An 18,812-nucleotide genomic window follows, 5' to 3' on the forward strand; every position below is an offset into this window, starting at 1 on the left:
TACTGAATCCTATGCTATTTCAATAGGAAATATTTCATTTTGGGGAGACATTATCATTATAGAACGGTTTCATGACCATTAAAAAACTTGATAATTATTTTTCCTAGCTGCGGCTTTTTCTCAGGAAGGATAAAGGTGGGATTGATCTTGGGGCTTTGAATTATTCTCTGGTATAGTTTTGATTGAGTATATGACCTTCCTCCAGCTAATACTTGGATAATCGTAATCGGACAATCAAAATCAAGATTCACAATGTCATCCATATTAAATATTTCATTTTCAAGGGAAGACTGGCTCATTTGATATGCCGAGGACAATTCCCTCATTAATTTTTTATAAAAGAACTTGTGCTCTTTTTCTTGTTCGAGATGATGTTTTAAAGAAAGGATCGGATTTAACAGAACGACAGAACGAATGCATCCCTGCAATTTTTCTAATAATTTTAATGCTACTAATGTGCCCATTCCTTCCGCCAGCACATGAATTTTATTATTTAGAATTTCACTTCTGATTACATGCTGATATAACCTTTGAGCAAGCTCGACAGCATTTTCGCTCCCCCAGTTTCGCCCATATAAATTTGAGGAAAAAATGGTGTACCCGGCATCTTTTAATTCATTAATAATGGCCAGCTTTCCTTCGTTTTGCGTCCAAAAGCATTTGCCTTCATCGATAAAATGCCTTTCATCTCCAATAATTAAGATCCCAAATCCTGTAGGCTTTTCGGGGTAATGAATGATATTCCATTGGGTATCCATCTGAAAATGACGATTCTCCATCGCTAAATCTCCTTTTACATATTTCCTCAAGGTATTGTATGTCGTTTCACAAGAGATGTAAGGGAGTTTGCCCATAAATTTGAACTTAAAAGACAGAAAATCAGGAATATTGTTTTTATATATATTTTTTTATTATTGTATGGTAGTATTTAAAGTAATGTAAAATAAATAAGAGGTGAAAATGAGTGCGTATCTTTTGGACTTTTTTCTGGTCTTTCCTTTTAGTACAAATGCTTACATATGTTGTTAGTTCAATGACAGAAGGTGCAGTATATAATTTTGCACAAGGCTCTATTGCTGCTGTTGTAGTAACAGTCTTAATTTTAATTGTTACTACAATCATCCCCAACGAACCTGTACAAAAGCATTAAAAAGAAAAGGTCTTCCGGACTAACTGGAGGACCTCTTTTTTGTTTTCACTACTAATTTTGTACATTCACTACGATAGCACCATCATCAATCGTGATTTCCACTGTTGATTGGTCCTGTACCCTGCCAGCAATCATTTCACGCGCAAGCTTGGTTTCAATATTTCTCTGAATATACCGTTTTAAAGGTCTAGCCCCATAAATAGGATCAAAGCCATTAATAGCAATAAACGCCTTCGCATCTTCACTGATTTTTATCTCAATTTGCTGCTGCTTCAACCTTATTTGCAAATCGTTCAGCATCTTCACAACGATATTTTTTATCTCGGCTAATGATAATGGTTTAAAGAGAATCGTTTCATCAATTCGATTTAAAAATTCAGGACGGAAATGAGACCTCAACAGTTTCATAACCATCTCTCTTGTTTCATCTGATATTTCAACTTCATTGTCACTTCTTTCAAGAAGAAATTGTGAGCCTATATTGGAAGTCATGATGATGACGGTGTTTTTAAAATCTACCACTCTTCCCTGTGAATCCGTAATTCGACCATCATCCAGGGCCTGAAGTAAAATATTAAATACTTCAGGATGTGCCTTTTCAATTTCATCCATTAAAATAACCGAATATGGTCTTCTTCTAACGGCTTCAGTCAATTGACCTCCTTCTTCATAGCCGACATAACCAGGAGGAGCACCAATTAATCGAGAAACCGCATGCTTCTCCATATATTCTGACATATCTATTCTTATCATATGCTCTTCACTATCGAATAAGGACTCTGCTAACGCCTTTGCGAGTTCTGTTTTTCCTACCCCAGTTGGCCCCAAGAACAAAAATGAGCCAATCGGGCGGTTAGGGTCTTTAATTCCAGCTCGTGCTCTAAGAACAGCATCTGAAACTAAGTTAACGGCTTCATTTTGTCCAATCACTCTTTGATGAAGAATGGATTCTAATTTAAGTAACTTTTCTCTCTCTCCTTCGACTAGTTTGGAAAGAGGTATCCCCGTCCATCTTGAAACAATACTTGAAATTTCTTCACCAGTAACTTCTTCTCGAAGCAGTCGCTCATCCTTTTCAGCCTTTTCTTCTAACTCTTTAAGTTCTTTCTCCGCTAACGGAATTTGCCCATGTCTTAATTCAGCCGCACGGTTTAAATCATAGCGGTCTTCCGATTGCTGGAGCTCGCGGCGAAGTTTCTCAAGCTGTTCCCTTTTCTCTTGCAATTTTTGTATACTTTGTTTTTCTTGAAGCCATTTTGCCTTCATTGTATTTGCCTGTTCTTTTAGATCGGCCAATTCTTTGATTAATGCATCAAGTCTTAGTTTACTTCCTTCATCACTTTCTTTACGGAGTGCAGCTTCTTCAATTTCCAGCTGCATCACCCTGCGAGTTACTTCATCTAATTCAGTTGGCATCGAATCTATTTCCGTACGAATCATCGCACATGCTTCATCCACAAGGTCGATTGCCTTATCAGGTAAAAAACGGTCCGTTATATAGCGGTCAGACAATGTGGCTGCAGCTACTAATGCATGATCATGTATTTTCACACCATGATGGACTTCAAAACGTTCCTTAAGTCCTCTTAATATGGAGATGGTGTCCTCTACATTTGGTTCTTGTACGAGTACTTGTTGAAATCGGCGTTCAAGCGCTGGATCTTTTTCAATATATTTCCGGTGCTCGTCCAATGTTGTTGCACCAATACAATGCAGTTCGCCTCTAGCAAGCATCGGCTTTAACATGTTTCCGGCATCCATAGCACCTTCCGTTTTACCGGCACCCACAATGGTATGGATTTCATCGATAAACAGTAAAATATGTCCTTCGCTTTTCTTAATTTCATTTAAGACTGCTTTTAACCGTTCTTCGAATTCGCCACGAAACTTTGCCCCGGCAATTAATGCACTCATATCTAACGAAAAAATGGTTTTATCCTTAAGCCCTTCTGGAACATCTTTTCTAACAATTCTTTGGGCAAGGCCTTCAACAATGGCTGTTTTACCGACACCTGGTTCCCCAATTAGAACCGGATTATTCTTTGTTTTTCTTGATAATATTCGAATAACATTGCGAATCTCTGTATCTCTGCCGATCACTGGATCGATTTTACCTGCTTCTGCTTCAGCTACAAGGTCTCGACCATATTTCTTAAGAGCTTCATACCCTGCTTCTGGATTTTGAGAAGTCACTCTTTGGTTCCCCCTTATTTCTTTTATGACTTTTAGAATCATTTCCGGTGTCAGTCCATTTAAGCGAATAATCTTTTTCATAACGGAATCATTTGCGTTAGCGGCAGCTAGCAGTATATGTTCAACAGAAATGTAATCGTCAGAAAACTTGGAGGCGAATTCCTCTGCACTCACCAGTAGTTTTTGAAGCTTTGCGGTAATATACATTTTCCCCTGCTCTACACCGCTTCCTGATACCTGTGGCTTTTTTGCCAGTTCCTCCAATAAAGATTTCTTTATCTTTTCAGTTTGCAGCCCGGCTTTTTCTAATATTGATGCGATAAGGCTGTCTTCCTGATTAATAAGCGATAAAAATAGGTGTGGTTCATCGATTTCCTGATGATTTTCCTTTATGGCCAACGCTTGTGCATCCATAAGGCCTTTTTGTAATCTTTCTGTCATTCGGTTTAGGTCCATTTTGCTCACTCCTCTTTGACCTTTTCTGACCTATTTAATTATATTATAAGGATTTCTTCTCGATAAGTAAAATCATTCCATAAGAAAAGCCATCCAAAAAGATGACTTTTTCTACAATTATTAAGGTTTTCGAACATAAGACCAAACGCGATCATCATTGGATGTCTCAGGAAACGGGTCTCCTGCTTTCAGCTTTATTTTTTTCGGGTTTGTTACATTGCTCCCTGAATCGCCAACTTCAATATAAAAGCCATTATTAGGTGCTTTTTTCCCTGGTTTAAACTGATGATTTTGTCCCATGCGTATCCCCCCTTTTTAATACATTCTTATTATCTCCGTTTCATCTATGAGCATTTAAGGGATTTTTTTCAAATTCAACACTTTTCGACAATATTTCCTGGGTAATGACCTAACCATTAGTTTATGACGATTATATGAATTTATTCTACAAATATTGATAATTATTCTTTGTAAACAATATAATTATAGTATAATCTAACAAATCTAATTAACCATGTCTTGCATTTTTTGGGAAAATTAATTTGTTCCTTAAAGGTGGTTATCGTATGCAGTCGGTAAAAGAAATGCCTGTAACGTTGTCACGTCTTTTTGAGACCGTTCACCATATAAAAAAAATGGAAAAAGGGACATTTCTATTCCGAGAAGGTTCTCAGGCTGATGAAATGTATATTGTGCAGAGTGGGATTCTTCAAGTAAGCAAAATCATACCTGATGGAAGAGAGCTCACGATTAGAATGTGTTCCAAAGGTGATTTTGTGGGTGAATTAAATTTATTTTCCCCTTCTTCTCGCTATTTACTAAGTGCCCGAGTGGCAGAAAGTGGTGAAGTCGCTGTTATTATGAAGGATGTCTTAGAGGAGAAGCTTTCTCAGGACCTGGCCCTGTCATTTGAATTCATTCAATGGATGAGTCTGCAATTTCGAAAAACACAAACCAAATTTCGAGATCTAGTTCTTCATGGTAAAAAAGGGGCTTTATATTCAACCCTCATTCGGATTAGTAATAGTTATGGTATCAGAACCACTAAAGGAATATTAGTTGAATTACCTTTTACGAATCAAGAGCTAGCCAATTTCTGCGGCACTTCTCGTGAAGTGGTCAATCGGCTCCTTAGTGAATTAAGAAAGTCGGGTATTATTTCTATCGATAAAGGATCAATTACCATTCATGATTTAGACTATATAAAAAAGGAAATCGACTGTGAGGATTGTCCAGTTGAGATATGTAAAGTAGATTAAAAAATTATCATCATGACTGATCAGGCTGTCGAAAAAAAACGTTCGATAGCCTTTTATTTTATTTACTCTCTTAAATAATTTACCGAGTTAATTTGTATAATATTGGCTCTTCAAAATGTCTGTTGATTGGCGCTCCAGGCACTTCGCTTTCCGCGGGCGTGCCGGGGAGCCTCCTCATCGCTTCGCTGAGGGCACTGAAAAAGTGCTTTTCTGTTTAATAATGAAATTTCCGAATAACCTAATCCCTAAATTACACCGTTTTTCAATATCAAAGTGGGAGAATTCAATCTATTTTACCCCTAATTATAAACTTGAAGTGGGGATGGATTTTTCAGAAATTAGTTTTGCATAAAATTTCTCAGACTTTTTCAGTGGCCTCTGCGTAAGCACCGAGGAGGCTTCAGGACCTCCCCGCGGAAAGCGAGTGCCCGTAGCGGAAATCAACAGGCCCATTTAGATTCTGTTAAAATAAAAATTGCCGAGAAAAAACACCCTTTCTCGACAATCTGAATCGGTCATGATGACCGATTTTTTAATTTAATATAACTATTTGAATGGCAAGGATTGTAAAGATGATCGCCGAATTAATGATTTCATAAACACCAATTTGCAGTGGTGATAATTTCTTGCCATAGAAAAAGTAGGCACGAAGTAAGCTTGGAATGAAGGCAATCGCTGCAATCCAAAATCCGCTCATAAACCACAAAGCCACTACAAACAAATGATATAACCATGAAAGCCATTTAAAGCGAGTATTTTTCTTTTCTCTAATCATCGTTTTAACATAGAAGGTACAGCCTATGAAAAATAATACAGATGTTAAAAATGGAAAAATCAAGGTCTCTAGATTAACAATCCCCCTCCCTAAATAACAGGAGGCTAATCCGGCAATTGAAAATGCAAAGATCGCACTCAAATCATTCATAAATGCACGGTCTTTATTTCTTGCTGTATAAAAAGCATTGACCGCAAAAAATGGAAGCATGAAAAGACCAAAGAAAATAATAGAAGGTCTTTTGAGAAGCGGGAACAACAACAGCAATAATGCTGGGACCAGATAAAAGATCGTCCATTTTGTATAAAATTGTATTCTTTTCTTTTTAAATAATAAGAGCATTGGATAGGTCGCAAAATATAAGAGAATCCATCCTGCAAAGAATGGTATATCCTGCCAAACAAATCCACCTTTTAAAACACCAAGCCAAAAAGGGAGAATTAGCATTGCCCATGCACCATGCTGTTTCGGTAAAAATAATTTCATCTTTCTCACTCCTTTTTCATCTTAGCCTTACTATAAAAGACCTGTATCGAAAAAAAAGTGAAGAGAATCACATAAATTATGAAAAAAAAAAGGCAATTTCCCTCTTTGCTCTTTCAGATTTGAATAGAAATACAGAGAACCATTCAGGTTAGGTGTAACAATAATCCTCTCTAGAGTATTTACACTGTGAATGAAGCCTGCATTTCTGCTTCAAAATCCTTGTACCTATATTAACAAACAATAACCCCTGTCTATATTATACTGACAACCAAAATGTTAAAGCTGTGATAAAAGTAACACATTTGACAATTTTATTAACTTTTTTCATCATTCCTATGAACATGGTCCTTAATAAAGTTAGCTGTCCAATTAATTACTTCGGTATCATGAATAGAGAAGAAAGGATAGTCTTCAACCATTAACGGAAATAAATCTTCTTTCCAAACAGCCACTGCCTGAATATTGTTTAACGAAGTTAATAAAGGTAAATCATCTAAATCTCTTAACAAAAGGAGTTTGGGAAAGTTCACCTGTTTATACCCTTCGACTAAAATAACATCAGCTTGAAAGTATTTTAGAAGATCCAGTTGTTTTTCAAGGCTTACGTTAAGGTTGTCAACTTGAAGAATCATTCTTCCAGCGCCTTCAACAATAGAGGCAATTGCACCTGAACGAAGATACAATGAAGAGTCTTTTTCCTCCATGACTGCCGGTTTTCCTCCATGCCCATGATGTTTAATTGTGACAGGTTTTAAACCTTGTTCTGTAAGTGTTTGAATTAATTTGATTATTGTCGTGGTCTTCCCACTATTTTGATATCCTACCACTTGAAAAATAAATGGTTTTACCAAGGCCACACACTTCCGACCTGATCTTCAAGCAGCAGTACCTCGACTTCAGTCCCTGCCTGGAATCCTCTTGTACCCCCAGGAAGAATAATGAGTGAATTAGCTCCAGCTAAACTCATGATAATATTTGATTTATCTAAACCACTAGGTGTTGATTTTAACCTTCCTTCCTCAATAAAGGTGCTGCTTCGAACTAATCTTGTGAACGGATTTGCCTTAGGAAAATCAACTTCAAGCACTGCCTTTTCTTTCCGCAAGTGAGGTTTAGTAGAAAAAGCTTGCGTCCGTATTATGGGCCTTGCAAACAGTTCAAATCCAACATAACAAGCGGAAGGATTACCAGATAGCCCAAAAAGGATTTTTCCATTATACACTGCAACAGTAGTGACACTTCCCGGACGCATTGCTACTTTATTAAATAGTACTTCAGCACCTAATTTCTGATAAATAGCCGGCAGGTAATCATAATCACCAACAGATACCCCCCCGGTTGTAAGCAATATATCTACCTCTGCTAAAGCTTTTTTAACCGATTCAAAACATGTATCAAACACATCTGGCAGCTTTCCATAATATTGGACAATTCCCCCTGCCCGTTCAATTTGAGCAGCAATCATATAAGAATTACTGTTGCGAATTTTACCAGGCTCTAATTCCTCGTCCACTTCTAACAATTCAGTACCTGTAGCAAACAGACCAATCACCGGCTTTTTTGCCACAGGTACTTTATCATAACCAAAGGTAGCCAGCATCGCTTGTATTCCTGGGTTAATTAGAGTTCCTTTTTCAACGAGTACTTCACCCTTTTTTGCATCTTCCCCTATAAAAGAAACATTTGTACCCTTGTCTATTTTTCTTTTGATGGACATAAACGGATTTCCATCTTTTTCATAGGTTTTAGTTACTTCAAACATGACAACTGCATCTGCACCATTTGGCATCATAGCACCTGTCATGATCCGAACCGCCTGTTTTTCCCCGACTAATCGATTGGAGACCATTCCAGCACCAATATGGTCAATTACTTCAAATTCAACTGGATTAGATTGGGAAGCTTCTACAGTATCGACTGAACGAACGGCAAATCCATCATATGGTGCTCTGTCGAAGTGGGGAACATTGCTGGTAGCAATAAGATCTTCTGATAAAAATCTTCCATAGCTTTCATTTATTGAAACGTATTCTATACTCCCCTTTAATCGATAGTTCATAATTTGACTTACTGCTTCACCAATTGGAATTGGATTTCTTTTTTCTACCAATAAAATCATCTCCTGCCTAAAAAGGGTAAATTTGCTGATTATGTATTGGATTATAACAGCTTGTATTCATTATAAGTCTATAGAAAACTTGAAAACGTATCAAATGTCACAATTAATTAAGAAAAAACATAGCCCTAGTGTGATGCAGGTCACCTAATATATTTACGATTTGCATTATGATTAGGTCAGAAAAGATTTATATGATCTTAGGAGGAATTAATATGACATTTACCATAACAGCAAATTCACTAGTTAGAGATATAGTAAACGAACTTCCAAAAGCAAGTGACCTTTTTAAGAAGAACCGCATCGATTTTTGCTGTGGTGGAAACATCCCATTATCACAAGCTGCAGCACAAAACGGGCTTTCCCTTGATAATATTTTAGAAGAATTAAAACTTGTATTTGAAAAGTATGAAAACACAGAGAAAAATGTAGAAGTGTGGACAGACTCAGATTCCCATACGATTATTGATCATGTTATAACAAATTATCATCGTGTTTCTGAGGAAGAGTTGGCGCTTCTTAGCCCATATGTAACCAAGGTTGCACGTGTGCATGGCGAACATCATCCGGAACTTATTAAAATGAATGAACTTTTTTATGAGTTCAAAAAAGAATTGCTAGACCATATGTCTAAAGAAGAAGAAATTGTGTTCCCGCTTATTAAGCAGCTTGCAGATGGCACTTCTCCAAATCCTGAGGAAGCAATAAAGCTGATTGTCGAGCTTGAAAAAGAACATGACCATGCTGGGGAGATTTTACGACAAATCCGTGCCGTAACGTCTGATTATACCCTTCCATTGGATGCATGTGGTACTTACCGTTTAGTATTTGCTCGTCTTGAGGCGTTAGAAGGTTTAACATTCATGCATGTCCATCTTGAAAATAATATTTTATTTCCAAGATATGTTCAATAATTCAGACCAACCCGCTTTTTATAAGCGGGTATTTTTTTATAGGCTGTGTAAAACATGAATGTTGATTTCCGCTGCAGGCGCTCAGCAAACCCGCGGGCGTGCCGGGGAGCCTCCTCGACGCTGAAAGCGTCTGCGGGGTCTCCCCTTCCCCGTACTCCCGCAGGACATTGAAATTCTTCCTCGAGTCCGCCCACGCACGAAGAAAATGCGATAGCATTTTCGAGGAGTCGAGCGCCTTCCGCTCCAATCAACATTGTTTCAAAATCAACAATTGCCTTTAACACAGCCTATAAAAAAACTCTCTTTTTAAAAGAGAGTTAACCGCCGATATAGGACATTTCAATTTTTTTACGATTTTTATTGGTTTCTGCTGTCCTTTCATCAGAATATCGATCATCTCGGCCATTCCATATTGCGGTAATTCGTTCAACTAATTGTTCATCAGTTGCTCCATTCCTCATGAAATTCCGTATATCATGACCATTCCCATTGAATAAACAGGTGAAAATTTGCCCATTAGCCGATAGCCTTGAGCGAGTGCAACTTGAGCAGAAAGACTCAGATACAGATGTTATAAAGCCAACATTTACATCCTTATCTTTATATTTGTACAGTTTAGCCACTTCACCAAAGTATGCAGGACCAACTGGTTCAAGCTCAAATTCTTCGTTTAATAAATGAAAGATTTGTCTTTTGGTTATAACATCATCCATTTTCCAGCCGTTCGTTGAACCTACGTCCATAAATTCAATATAGCGTAATTCTAAGCCCTGTTCTTTACAAAACTTGGCCATTGGGATAATTTCCGTATCATTTAAGCCCTTTTTTACCACCATATTAATTTTGACCCCGAGACCTGCCTGTTTAGCTGCCTCTATCCCCTCCAATACTGGAGCGGTTCCGATTCCTCGACCGTTTATTTGACCAAACAATTCATCATTTAATGTATCTAGGCTGACATTTACTCGTTTCAAACCAGCCGCCTTCAATTCATTGGCCAATTTTGGCAATAGTACTCCATTGGTTGTTAACCCGATATCACTGAGACCTTTAATGGCGGAAAGTTTTTCAACAAGATGGGGGAGATCCTTACGAAGAAGTGGTTCTCCACCCGTCAGACGTATTTTTTCTACACCTAAACGAACAAATATTTTTCCTAAACGTTCAATTTCCTCATAAGTTAATAAGGCACTTCGTGGAAGAAATTCAAAATCAGGACCAAACTTCTCCGCAGGCATACAGTATTGACAGCGAAAATTACATCTGTCAATGACAGAGATTCTCAAATCATGCATAGGTCTATTTAATTTATCTTTAATAATGTTTTTTTCCATTTATATCAACTCCATTAAAATGACAGGAAGCTTTATATGATATAGTGTAACGGATAACAAAGGATTAGACTGTTACTTTATTCACTATTAGATTACATTTTAGCTAATCTAATCTTAACAGATGTTACTAAATGAAGAAACGTTTGTTTTTGGTCACAACAAGCCATATTTCAAAAAAGCTTATAGGTTTTCACTATATTGTCATTGTTTACTTCGTTATCGGAATCAGTCTTAAGATACAATGAGTTTAACAACCTAAAATTAGGACTTTGACTCGTTATTTTTAATGAAGAGGTGAATGAAATGACTCTGAGTATGAAACCCACACATTCCATTGAAATAAAAGAATTGCTAGTCTTTGCGGATCGGAAATTTAAAAGTGAGAGAGGAACCTTTCTTTTTCAAGAAGGGATGGTGGCAGAGGAGCTCTACATTATTCTTTCCGGCAAAATTCAAATCAGTAAAATTACATCGGACGGTCGGGAACTTTCCTTAAGAATTTGCGGTGCAAATGATATCTGCGGCGAATTAACATTATTCACAAACGATCCGAGATATTTATTAAGTGCAAAAGTGCTGGAGGAAGGCGAAGTTGTCGCCATAAAAAAAGATGTTATCGAAACTGAGATTTTTCAAAATAGTAAGTTAGCGTTGGAATTCATGAAATGGATGAGTGATCACTTCCGTAAAACTCAAACCAAATTTCGTGATCTTGTCTTAAATGGTAAACGAGGAGCCTTATTCTCCACACTTATAAGGATGACAAATAGTTATGGCATCCAAAAAGGTGAGGAAATCTTAATTGATCTCCCTTTAACGAATCAAGAACTTGCTAACTTTTGTGGTACCTCCCGTGAAAGTACCAATCGAATTTTAAGTGAATTAAAAAAAGATAAAATTATTTCTGTAAAAAAAGGCAAGATTTCTATTTTAAACTTGCAATATTTAAAGGATGAAATTGGCTGCGAAAACTGTTCAGCGGTATATTGCAATATAGAATAATAGGTAGGATTGAAGGCTGTCTCTTTACCCGAGTCAGCCTTTTTTTATGCCACTTTATTTGCGTGATTGAGTTTCTCTATATGCCTTTGGAACATATACACAGAATGGTTCACTTTCAATGTAATCGCCTGTTATCGCATATGCTCTAGATCTCGATCCACCGCAAACATAACGGAATTCACACACACCGCATTTTCCTTTAAACTTATCCGGATTTCTCAATGCTTTGAATATAGGCGATTCCCGATAAATTTCGGCTAACGGTGTTTCCCTGACATTCCCAGCTTTTACTGGTAAAAGTCCACTTGGATATACATCCCCAATATGTGAAATAAACACAAAGCCGTTTCCATCATTAACGCCTTTTGGAGCACGTCCAAGACCGTCAATTGAACCCGTTAAGCCTTTTTCAGTTAAGGCAGTTATATATTCAATTTCATTGGTTTGTGTATGAGCTTCCCGCATTTTTTGCTGAATAACAACACGGCGGTAATGCATCGCCTCGGTTGTTTTTATATCGAAAGACACACGCTTGCTTAAGTCATAAAGCCATCTTAATACTTTTTCATGTTCCACAGGTGAGATCATATCACTCACTTGTCCTCGTCCTGTCGGCACTAGGAAGAAGACACTCCAAAGCACACAATTTAAATCCTCGACCATTTTTGCCATTTCTTCTAAATAGTCAACACTATATCGAGAAATAACTGTATTTATCTGAATAGGAATTTCCAATTCATGCAGGTATTTAATTCGTTCCATCGTCAAATCAAAAGAACCTGCTGTTCCGCGAAAATGGTCATGGACCGCAGCATTTGGTCCATCAATGCTAAAAGCCCAACGTGAAAGGCCAACCTCTTTGGCTTTTTCAATTGCATCTTTCGTTACATTCGGAGTTGCACTTGGAGTCATGGATACCCTTACTCCCTTTTCGACTGCATATTTAGCAATTTCAAAAATATCCTCTCTCATTAAAGGATCGCCGCCAGTAAAGACGAGGATCGGATTATTCATATCATATATATCATCAATTAAATTTTTACCTTCTTCAAATGTTAATTCACGTGGATCCCGTGTGTACTGGGCATCAGCACGGCAATGTAAACATTTTAGCTGGCAAGCACGTGTTAATTCCCAAATGACAATGAACGGATCTTTATTAAAATCACGATTAAAAGACAATTGAATCGCCTCCCCAATCTGCCCATTTTACTTCAAATGGTCTCAATTAACTCTATTATAATGATGTTAATATTTATAAAAAGTGAACTATCTCACATAAAGAACAATTAATTTGTCTCTTTTGTGACATAAAAAAAACAGCAGACATTTTTATCTACTGTTTTGAATCGATATTGTTTTAGCGAATTCCCAAGGCGATTTTCGCATAACGTGACATCATTTCCTTGTTCCAAGGCGGGTTCCAAACGATATTAACATCTGTTTCCTTAATTTCAGGTATGTCTGCTAAAGCTCGTTTTACTTGATCAACAATCGTACCTGCTAATGGGCATCCCATCGCTGTTAAGGTCATGGTAATGGTTGCCAACCCTTCTTCATTCAGCTCCACATCATAGACTAAACCTAGGTTAACAATATCTACTCCCAATTCTGGGTCAATAACAAGCTCTAATGCGCCCATTATATTTTCTTTTAATTCTTCATTCATATGGTAACACTCCTTAATAAACCTTGTTTTTATATTATTTCTCTTAAAACTACCATGCACTGCTTTTTGCTGCCCTATTCACTTGTAATCAACTTTGCCAAACCAATTAGGTAAAATAATCATATCGCTTTTAACAAATAGATGGTGTGAATTTTTTTACAGTTTGGCTATAAAATTGTTAACATAGTATCTATAGTAACTTCATGACGATTTTTTATTGAAACATGTTCATACTGTAGTGTACCATGCCAGCAAATTTTTTTCTAAATCAAAGCATTATGATTAAAAAATAAAAAGTAGGTGTCCAAATGGCTGAGAAACATTTAATTGCACTAGACTTAGATGGGACATTATTAACAGATGATAAAACAATTTCCAACAGAAATAAGGAAATTATCGAAAAAGCAAAAGCAGAAGGGCATATCGTGATGATTGCGACAGGAAGGCCATACCGATCAAGTGAAATGTATTACCGCGAATTAGAATTAGATACCCCAATTGTTAATTTTAACGGTGCGTTTACACATCACCCGCTCGATAAAGACTGGGGTTTCTACCATGAACCGCTCGATGTTAAAGTAGCAAAAGATATTGTTGAAGCATGTAGAAGCTTTCATTTTCACAATATTATTGCTGAAGTCATGGATGATGTCTATTTCCACTACCACGATGAAAAACTTTTGGATATTTTTCGTTTTGGTAATCCCAAAATAACAACCGGTGATTTAGCGAACTATTTAACAGATTCACCGACAAGTATGCTGATTCATACAGAAGAGGAACAGCTTAAAAAAATTCGTGATCACCTCTCCGAAATCCATGCTGAAGTCATCGAACAACGCAGTTGGGCGGCACCTTGGCATGTAATTGAAATTATTAAAAGTGGGTTAAATAAGGCAGTTGGTTTAAAAAAGGCTGCTGATTATTATGGAATCCCTGCTGAAAGGATTGTGGCCTTTGGTGACGAGGATAATGATTTAGAGATGCTTGAATATGCTGGTCACGGAATTGCGATGGGAAATGCGATTGATCAAGTTAAAAATATTGCTAAAGATGTCACCCTCAGCAATGAAGAAAATGGTGTTGGTGAATATTTAGCAGATTTGCTAAATCTATAAAAGACGAGCTATTTAAACGTTCAGATTTTCGCCATTGTTTACCTAAATGAACCGGAGCATATATGTGCATACTAGTTTTGAGGCAGCAAAGCTGTTTCAATCTTGGCTTTTTAGCATATTGGAGGGATTCGAATGGGTAAACGAAACAAATCAAAACGCTTTGTCCAACAAGGAGTGGATACGGTCAGCAAGCATGATGAACGTATCCCCTATCACATGACCTATGCTGAAGCAGAAGCTCAGAAGATGGCCAATGTGAATGAATCCTCGCTTGGAGGAATATAACATGGGAAACCAATTGTTCCAGGAAGCCAGACGATTTGTGGAGATGGCGAGATCTGCCAACCCTTCTGACCTTGATTCTGCTGTCGCAAAAGCAAAGAATGCACTTAGTTCAGCCTATGCTAATTCGACTGTAGCTGAACAAGCCCAGCTCCGACAAATGCAAGAAGAGCTAGATCAAATTAAATAATCAAAGTGAAGGCGTCCATACTTGGGCGCCTTTACTTTATCTTGACAGTCTTGGTTTTAATCCTTCCGAAAAAAACCATAAACGCTAGTGGTTTGAATGATATTAGTAAAGGCATTAGGATCCACTTCCTGAATGATTCGTTCTAAATCAAAAAGTTCATAGCGGGTAATCACAATCATCAGCATATCTCGTGCTTCATTGGAAAAAGCGCCCTTAGCAGGAAGCATGGTAATCCCCCTAACAAGAGAAGCATGGATGGCCTTTTTCATTTCATCCGCCTTTTTGGTAATAATCATAGCGGTTAATTTAGCGTGTCTAGTATGAATGGCATCAATCACCCTTGTCGAAGTATATAATGTCACAAGCGTATAGAGAGCTTTTTCCCATCCATATAAATAACCAGCTGTCAGGATAATAACTCCATTTAAGACAAACATATAGGGACCAATAGGTTTGTCTTTCATCCGCGAAAGGACCATTGCAATAATATCGACTCCACCTGTAGAGGCACCCCATTTTAATGTGATCCCTACCCCGATTGCCAGTATAACCCCGCCAAAAACAGCATTGAGTAAAATGTCATGTGAAACTTCCTTAATGGGAATCAAAGATAGAAATAAGGAAGTAAGTAAAACACTAATAAAACTGTAAATCGTAAATGATTTCCCAACCTTTTTCCAACCAAGAATGGCAACCGGAATATTTAATAGAAGCAATAAAAAACCCATCGATACATTAATTGGTGTATAATCGCTTAGTATCTTTGAGAGTAACTGAGCAACACCAGCAAAACCGCTGGAATAAACATTTGCCGGGATAAGAAAAAGGTTCATGGCGAGCGCATTTATGAATGCACCAGCGATAACAATCACGAGTTTTTTAGTTTGGAGCCATAGCAATGGAACTCCCCCTTATTTATTGAATTTACAAACTGAATACTTCTTCATTTTGAAATTGTAATTTAAAGATGAAACCGATAAACTGTAATTAATTAATATATGTTTGGAAAGCAGGTGAGCTTATGACAGTAAAAATACTTGCTGACAGTGCATGTGATTTGCCATTAAATTTTTATAGTGAAAATAATGTTGTATTATTCCCACTAAAGGTACAAATTAATGACCAAGGCTATGAAGATGTAAAAACGATTGATTCTAAAACCGTTTATGATGCAATCAGAAGCGGAGTTGTTCCAAAGACCTCCCAGGTTTCTCCCCTTTTATTTGAGGAAGTTTTTACGGAGATGGCTGAAAAAAATGAAGAGGGAATTTATATCGCCTTTTCCTCTGAGTTATCCGGTACATATTCAACTGCTGTTATGATTCTTGACCAAGTAAAAGAAAAATATCCAAACTTTCAATTAACCATTGTTGATACAAAGTGTGCCTCGCTTGGAGTGGGTCTCGTTGTCATGGAGGCAGCTAAACTAGCTCTTCATAATGCAACGAAAGAGGAAATAATAGCGGATGTTAGATTTAGAAGTGAACATATGGAGCATATTTTTACGGTTGAGGATTTAGATTATTTGGCAAAAGGCGGCAGGGTTTCTAAGGCTTCTGCATTCTTAGGCGGATTGCTAAATATTAAGCCGATTTTAAATATGGAAGACGGAAAACTTGTTCCGATAGAAAAAATAAGAGGGCAAAAGAAAGTCTTCCGTCGGATTATTGAAATTATGAAGGAACGGGGCTCAGGTTTGAATGAACAAATCATCGGTATTAGTCATGCAGATACTGAAGCAACTGCCCAAGAAGTAAAAGAGATGATTATCGACGAGTTCCACCCTAAGGAAGTATATATCTCTTCCATCGGCTCAGCAATTGGATCCCATACAGGCCCGGGAACGATTTCTATCTTCTTTTTAAATCAAATATGAACATGAAAAGAGAGCGAGGGTTCCCCCGCTCTTTTGTTAGAATTGTCCAGCTACAGCGCCTAGCCCCTCGATGGTCTACAGACGCTCCCAAAAGGAAGGCAAAAAGCGCCTTACTTTTGGGAGCGACTTATGCTTGTCGGAGCTGAGCAAGGCGCTTCCGCTTTTCTTATTTATGATCTGTTTTCTTTGAGTATTGATTTTTTCCTGCTTGACGATTTTTTTCACGCATCATATTTTTTTCATGTCGTAAGGCGTTATTGTCCTGTGCTTTTTTATCGTTATCAGAAGTGTGCGGCATATTCTTACTCCTTTCATAATTTCTTGCAAGACTTATTGTCTGTCATTTAGGAGAAGAGTATGTAAGGAAAAAAGCTAATCCTTTTTTGCGTAAGTCCAACTACCTTCCTGATAAACTTTACCTTCTTTTATTAACTTTCCTAAGGCCCGCTTAAAAGCCCCTTTGCTTAGATTAAATCGCTCTTGAATATCTTCAGGCATACTTTTATCATTATAAGGCATTGCACCATTTCGGCTCACCAAATATTCATAAATCTTTTCTGCATCTAAATCTTGAGATTCTTCTTTTCGCGCAAGTAATGATACATTAATTGTACCATCTTCCTTTACATCGATAATCCGGCCCTCAACCTTTTGGCCTAAGCGAGGTTCCACCTTGCGCTGAGATTCATGTATAAACCCTTTAAATCCTTCAATTGTATAAACCCAGCTGCCGACCTTGGCGGTTCGATAAATATGCCCTTGTACATTCTTATTAAAATCCTTTCTCGATGCATCAATCGAGATGGATTGGATTACCTGATCACTTGCCAGGCGTGCATAAAGCAGGTTACTGCGATTTACCCGTAAAGTAATATAAACCATATCCCCTACCTTCGGCCATACCGACTGGTGGGCAGGAAGATCATCTGCACCTAATAAAATATCCTTTGGAAGACCGATGTTTAGGAATACACCAATTTTCGAATTCGTATCTGTCACTTTGACCCAAGCATAGGTACCCACAGAAAGCTCTGGTATTGTCATAGAAGCGGAGATTCTTCCCTGGGAATCAGTAAATAAAAATACTTCTACCTCGTCCCCTTCCGCTAATTCTTGCTGTGCTTGATTTTTATGCAATAAAACATCCTCATTGCCATCGGATAAGAAATAACCAAAATCAGCAATTCGGGCTACAGTTAATGTGGTTGTTTGACCAATAAGTTCAGTTAAAGACATCTTTTTAAGCTCCTTTTTTCAATGCCTGTCGCCCCTAGGAAAAAATCAACTCTTTTTTCCCTGTTCAAGGCGCTTCAGCTTTTCTTGCTTGTTCGAACTGCTATATTTTACTATAATGTACCCGTAAAGGGAAACTTTAGCAGGTAATGATTATTAACTGGAGGTATGGCTATGTCTAAAGACAGCTCATTTGATATTGTATCAAAGGTAGACTTCTCTGAAGTTACCAATGCCATTGCGCAAACGATGAAAGAAATCGGGACACGTTATGACTTTAAGGGCAGTAAAAGTGAAGTAACACTTGATAAGGAAGAACTTGTCCTTGTTTCAGATGATGAATATAAAATGGATCAATTAAAGGATGTCCTATTTGGTAAATTAATTAAACGCGGCGTACCGGTTAAAAATCTCGATTACGGCAAGATTGAAAAGGCATCGGGCGGTACCGTTCGCCAACGTGCCAAACTTGCCCAAGGCATCGATAAGGAAAACGCTAAAAAAATTAATACGATAATTAAAAATAGCGGCGTGAAAGTAAAGAGTCAAGTTCAAGACGACCAAGTTCGTGTTACTGGCAAAAGTAGAGATGATTTGCAAAAAATTATCTCACTTGTACGTGAAGCTGACCTCTCGATTGATGTCCAATTCATCAATTACCGTTAAGATTATTACTACAGGCTAAGGAATTGTCCTTAGCCTGTTTATTTTTCTCATAATTTGCTTCATTTATCTAACACTAACAGTGATTAAAAAGAT

21 protein-coding genes are annotated in these 18,812 nt (G+C 37.5%); 9 read left to right on the forward strand and 12 right to left on the reverse strand.

What is annotated here, in order from left to right:
- Nucleotides 1-56: 56 nt before the first annotated feature.
- Nucleotides 57-779, reverse strand: coding sequence for a lipase family protein (locus JOC76_RS15160; RefSeq protein ID WP_205178802.1), 723 nt, complete (start codon nt 777-779; stop codon nt 57-59).
- Nucleotides 780-964: 185 nt separating this feature from the next.
- On the opposite strand from JOC76_RS15160, the gene JOC76_RS15165 reads away from it, so the two are divergent.
- The gene (locus tag JOC76_RS15165; protein ID WP_205178803.1) at nt 965-1,150 is read left to right on the forward strand and encodes a YjzD family protein; all 186 of its coding nucleotides are present in this window, start codon (nt 965-967) and stop codon (nt 1,148-1,150) included.
- A gap of 51 nt (nt 1,151-1,201) precedes the next feature.
- Here the strand turns inward: JOC76_RS15165 and clpB are convergent, their stop codons facing one another.
- Both clpB and JOC76_RS15175 read right to left on the reverse strand, forming a co-directional pair.
- Nucleotides 1,202-3,799 carry an ATP-dependent chaperone ClpB gene (gene clpB, locus JOC76_RS15170; protein WP_205178804.1) on the reverse strand — a complete coding sequence of 866 codons (2,598 nt, stop codon included), beginning with the start codon at nt 3,797-3,799 and terminating at the stop codon, nt 1,202-1,204.
- A 120-nt stretch (nt 3,800-3,919) separates the two neighbouring features.
- Nucleotides 3,920-4,099, reverse strand: coding sequence for a YjzC family protein (locus JOC76_RS15175; protein ID WP_205178805.1), 180 nt, complete (start codon nt 4,097-4,099; stop codon nt 3,920-3,922).
- 266 nt (nt 4,100-4,365) lie between these two features.
- Here JOC76_RS15175 and JOC76_RS15180 point away from each other — a divergent pair, with 266 nt between their 5' ends.
- Nucleotides 4,366-5,058: a Crp/Fnr family transcriptional regulator gene (locus JOC76_RS15180; protein ID WP_205178806.1), complete on the forward strand. Its 693-nt coding sequence runs from the start codon at nt 4,366-4,368 to the stop codon at nt 5,056-5,058.
- 532 nt (nt 5,059-5,590) lie between these two features.
- On the opposite strand, the gene JOC76_RS15185 is transcribed toward JOC76_RS15180, so the two are convergent.
- From JOC76_RS15185 to JOC76_RS15195, 3 genes are all read right to left on the reverse strand, one after another.
- Nucleotides 5,591-6,319, reverse strand: a complete 729-nt coding sequence (locus JOC76_RS15185; RefSeq protein WP_205178807.1) for a YwiC-like family protein — start codon at nt 6,317-6,319, stop codon at nt 5,591-5,593.
- 314 nt (nt 6,320-6,633) lie between these two features.
- Nucleotides 6,634-7,176: a molybdopterin-guanine dinucleotide biosynthesis protein B gene (gene mobB, locus JOC76_RS15190; protein ID WP_372441957.1), complete on the reverse strand. Its 543-nt coding sequence runs from the start codon at nt 7,174-7,176 to the stop codon at nt 6,634-6,636.
- Entirely contained in the window at nt 7,164-8,429 is a 1,266-nt protein-coding gene (locus tag JOC76_RS15195) for a molybdopterin molybdotransferase MoeA (RefSeq protein ID WP_205178810.1), read from the reverse strand. Before JOC76_RS15195 ends, mobB begins: the two co-directional genes overlap by 13 nt.
- Before the next feature lie 221 nt (nt 8,430-8,650).
- Between JOC76_RS15195 and ric the strand changes: the two genes are divergently transcribed.
- Nucleotides 8,651-9,349, forward strand: a complete 699-nt coding sequence (gene ric / locus JOC76_RS15200) for an iron-sulfur cluster repair di-iron protein (RefSeq protein WP_205178812.1) — start codon at nt 8,651-8,653, stop codon at nt 9,347-9,349.
- A gap of 317 nt (nt 9,350-9,666) precedes the next feature.
- Here the strand turns inward: ric and moaA are convergent, their stop codons facing one another.
- A complete protein-coding gene (gene moaA / locus JOC76_RS15205) occupies nt 9,667-10,683 on the reverse strand; it encodes a GTP 3',8-cyclase MoaA (protein WP_205178814.1) in 1,017 nt (338 codons plus the stop codon).
- 303 nt (nt 10,684-10,986) lie between these two features.
- Here moaA and JOC76_RS15210 point away from each other — a divergent pair, with 303 nt between their 5' ends.
- On the forward strand, nt 10,987-11,685 hold the full coding sequence (locus tag JOC76_RS15210; protein WP_205178816.1) for a Crp/Fnr family transcriptional regulator: 699 nt from the start codon (nt 10,987-10,989) through the stop codon (nt 11,683-11,685).
- Between the two features lie 54 nt (nt 11,686-11,739).
- Here JOC76_RS15210 and JOC76_RS15215 read toward each other — a convergent pair whose 3' ends face one another.
- Entirely contained in the window at nt 11,740-12,867 is a 1,128-nt protein-coding gene (locus JOC76_RS15215) for a TIGR04053 family radical SAM/SPASM domain-containing protein (RefSeq protein WP_205178818.1), read from the reverse strand.
- A gap of 178 nt (nt 12,868-13,045) precedes the next feature.
- Entirely contained in the window at nt 13,046-13,354 is a 309-nt protein-coding gene (locus JOC76_RS15220) for a metal-sulfur cluster assembly factor (protein ID WP_205178820.1), read from the reverse strand.
- Between the two features lie 308 nt (nt 13,355-13,662).
- Here JOC76_RS15220 and JOC76_RS15225 point away from each other — a divergent pair, with 308 nt between their 5' ends.
- The 3 genes from JOC76_RS15225 (at nt 13,663) to JOC76_RS15235 (ending at nt 14,944) form a co-directional block, all read left to right on the forward strand.
- Nucleotides 13,663-14,472 carry a Cof-type HAD-IIB family hydrolase gene (locus JOC76_RS15225; protein WP_205178822.1) on the forward strand — a complete coding sequence of 270 codons (810 nt, stop codon included), beginning with the start codon at nt 13,663-13,665 and terminating at the stop codon, nt 14,470-14,472.
- A gap of 132 nt (nt 14,473-14,604) precedes the next feature.
- Nucleotides 14,605-14,757: a hypothetical protein gene (locus JOC76_RS15230; protein ID WP_205178824.1), complete on the forward strand. Its 153-nt coding sequence runs from the start codon at nt 14,605-14,607 to the stop codon at nt 14,755-14,757.
- Between the two features lies 1 nt (nt 14,758).
- Entirely contained in the window at nt 14,759-14,944 is a 186-nt protein-coding gene (locus tag JOC76_RS15235) for a DUF3813 domain-containing protein (RefSeq protein WP_205178826.1), read from the forward strand.
- Nucleotides 14,945-15,000: 56 nt separating this feature from the next.
- On the opposite strand, the gene JOC76_RS15240 is transcribed toward JOC76_RS15235, so the two are convergent.
- Nucleotides 15,001-15,843: a YitT family protein gene (locus JOC76_RS15240; RefSeq protein ID WP_205178828.1), complete on the reverse strand. Its 843-nt coding sequence runs from the start codon at nt 15,841-15,843 to the stop codon at nt 15,001-15,003.
- Between the two features lie 122 nt (nt 15,844-15,965).
- On the opposite strand from JOC76_RS15240, the gene JOC76_RS15245 reads away from it, so the two are divergent.
- A complete protein-coding gene (locus JOC76_RS15245) occupies nt 15,966-16,820 on the forward strand; it encodes a DegV family protein (RefSeq protein WP_205178830.1) in 855 nt (284 codons plus the stop codon).
- A 166-nt stretch (nt 16,821-16,986) separates the two neighbouring features.
- Here the strand turns inward: JOC76_RS15245 and JOC76_RS15250 are convergent, their stop codons facing one another.
- A complete protein-coding gene (locus JOC76_RS15250; protein ID WP_081810752.1) occupies nt 16,987-17,118 on the reverse strand; it encodes a DUF3941 domain-containing protein in 132 nt (43 codons plus the stop codon).
- 74 nt (nt 17,119-17,192) lie between these two features.
- On the reverse strand, nt 17,193-18,056 hold the full coding sequence (locus JOC76_RS15255; RefSeq protein ID WP_205178832.1) for a CvfB family protein: 864 nt from the start codon (nt 18,054-18,056) through the stop codon (nt 17,193-17,195).
- Between the two features lie 171 nt (nt 18,057-18,227).
- Between JOC76_RS15255 and JOC76_RS15260 the strand changes: the two genes are divergently transcribed.
- Nucleotides 18,228-18,719 carry a YajQ family cyclic di-GMP-binding protein gene (locus tag JOC76_RS15260; RefSeq protein WP_205178834.1) on the forward strand — a complete coding sequence of 164 codons (492 nt, stop codon included), beginning with the start codon at nt 18,228-18,230 and terminating at the stop codon, nt 18,717-18,719.
- Nucleotides 18,720-18,812: the final 93 nt, after the last annotated feature.

Origin of the sequence: Neobacillus cucumis (assembly GCF_016908975.1) — a bacterium.
In the GTDB taxonomy this organism is placed as follows: domain Bacteria; phylum Bacillota; class Bacilli; order Bacillales; family Cytobacillaceae; genus Neobacillus; species Neobacillus cucumis.

What these genes read in the sequence shown, in the direction of transcription:
- JOC76_RS15235 (WP_205178826.1), top strand. Translation starts at nt 14,759, where the DNA reads ATGGGAAACCAATTGTTCCAGGAAGCCAGACGATTTGTGGAGATGGCG.
- JOC76_RS15160 (WP_205178802.1), bottom strand. Translation starts at nt 779, where the DNA reads ATGGAGAATCGTCATTTTCAGATGGATACCCAATGGAATATCATTCAT.
- JOC76_RS15220 (WP_205178820.1), bottom strand. Translation starts at nt 13,354, where the DNA reads ATGAATGAAGAATTAAAAGAAAATATAATGGGCGCATTAGAGCTTGTT.
- JOC76_RS15260 (WP_205178834.1), top strand. Translation starts at nt 18,228, where the DNA reads ATGTCTAAAGACAGCTCATTTGATATTGTATCAAAGGTAGACTTCTCT.
- JOC76_RS15180 (WP_205178806.1), top strand. Translation starts at nt 4,366, where the DNA reads ATGCAGTCGGTAAAAGAAATGCCTGTAACGTTGTCACGTCTTTTTGAG.
- JOC76_RS15185 (WP_205178807.1), bottom strand. Translation starts at nt 6,319, where the DNA reads ATGAAATTATTTTTACCGAAACAGCATGGTGCATGGGCAATGCTAATT.
- JOC76_RS15250 (WP_081810752.1), bottom strand. Translation starts at nt 17,118, where the DNA reads ATGCCGCACACTTCTGATAACGATAAAAAAGCACAGGACAATAACGCC.
- JOC76_RS15255 (WP_205178832.1), bottom strand. Translation starts at nt 18,056, where the DNA reads ATGTCTTTAACTGAACTTATTGGTCAAACAACCACATTAACTGTAGCC.
- JOC76_RS15230 (WP_205178824.1), top strand. Translation starts at nt 14,605, where the DNA reads ATGGGTAAACGAAACAAATCAAAACGCTTTGTCCAACAAGGAGTGGAT.
- JOC76_RS15245 (WP_205178830.1), top strand. Translation starts at nt 15,966, where the DNA reads ATGACAGTAAAAATACTTGCTGACAGTGCATGTGATTTGCCATTAAAT.
- JOC76_RS15175 (WP_205178805.1), bottom strand. Translation starts at nt 4,099, where the DNA reads ATGGGACAAAATCATCAGTTTAAACCAGGGAAAAAAGCACCTAATAAT.
- moaA (WP_205178814.1), bottom strand. Translation starts at nt 10,683, where the DNA reads ATGGAAAAAAACATTATTAAAGATAAATTAAATAGACCTATGCATGAT.
- JOC76_RS15225 (WP_205178822.1), top strand. Translation starts at nt 13,663, where the DNA reads ATGGCTGAGAAACATTTAATTGCACTAGACTTAGATGGGACATTATTA.
- ric (WP_205178812.1), top strand. Translation starts at nt 8,651, where the DNA reads ATGACATTTACCATAACAGCAAATTCACTAGTTAGAGATATAGTAAAC.
- clpB (WP_205178804.1), bottom strand. Translation starts at nt 3,799, where the DNA reads ATGGACCTAAACCGAATGACAGAAAGATTACAAAAAGGCCTTATGGAT.
- JOC76_RS15210 (WP_205178816.1), top strand. Translation starts at nt 10,987, where the DNA reads ATGACTCTGAGTATGAAACCCACACATTCCATTGAAATAAAAGAATTG.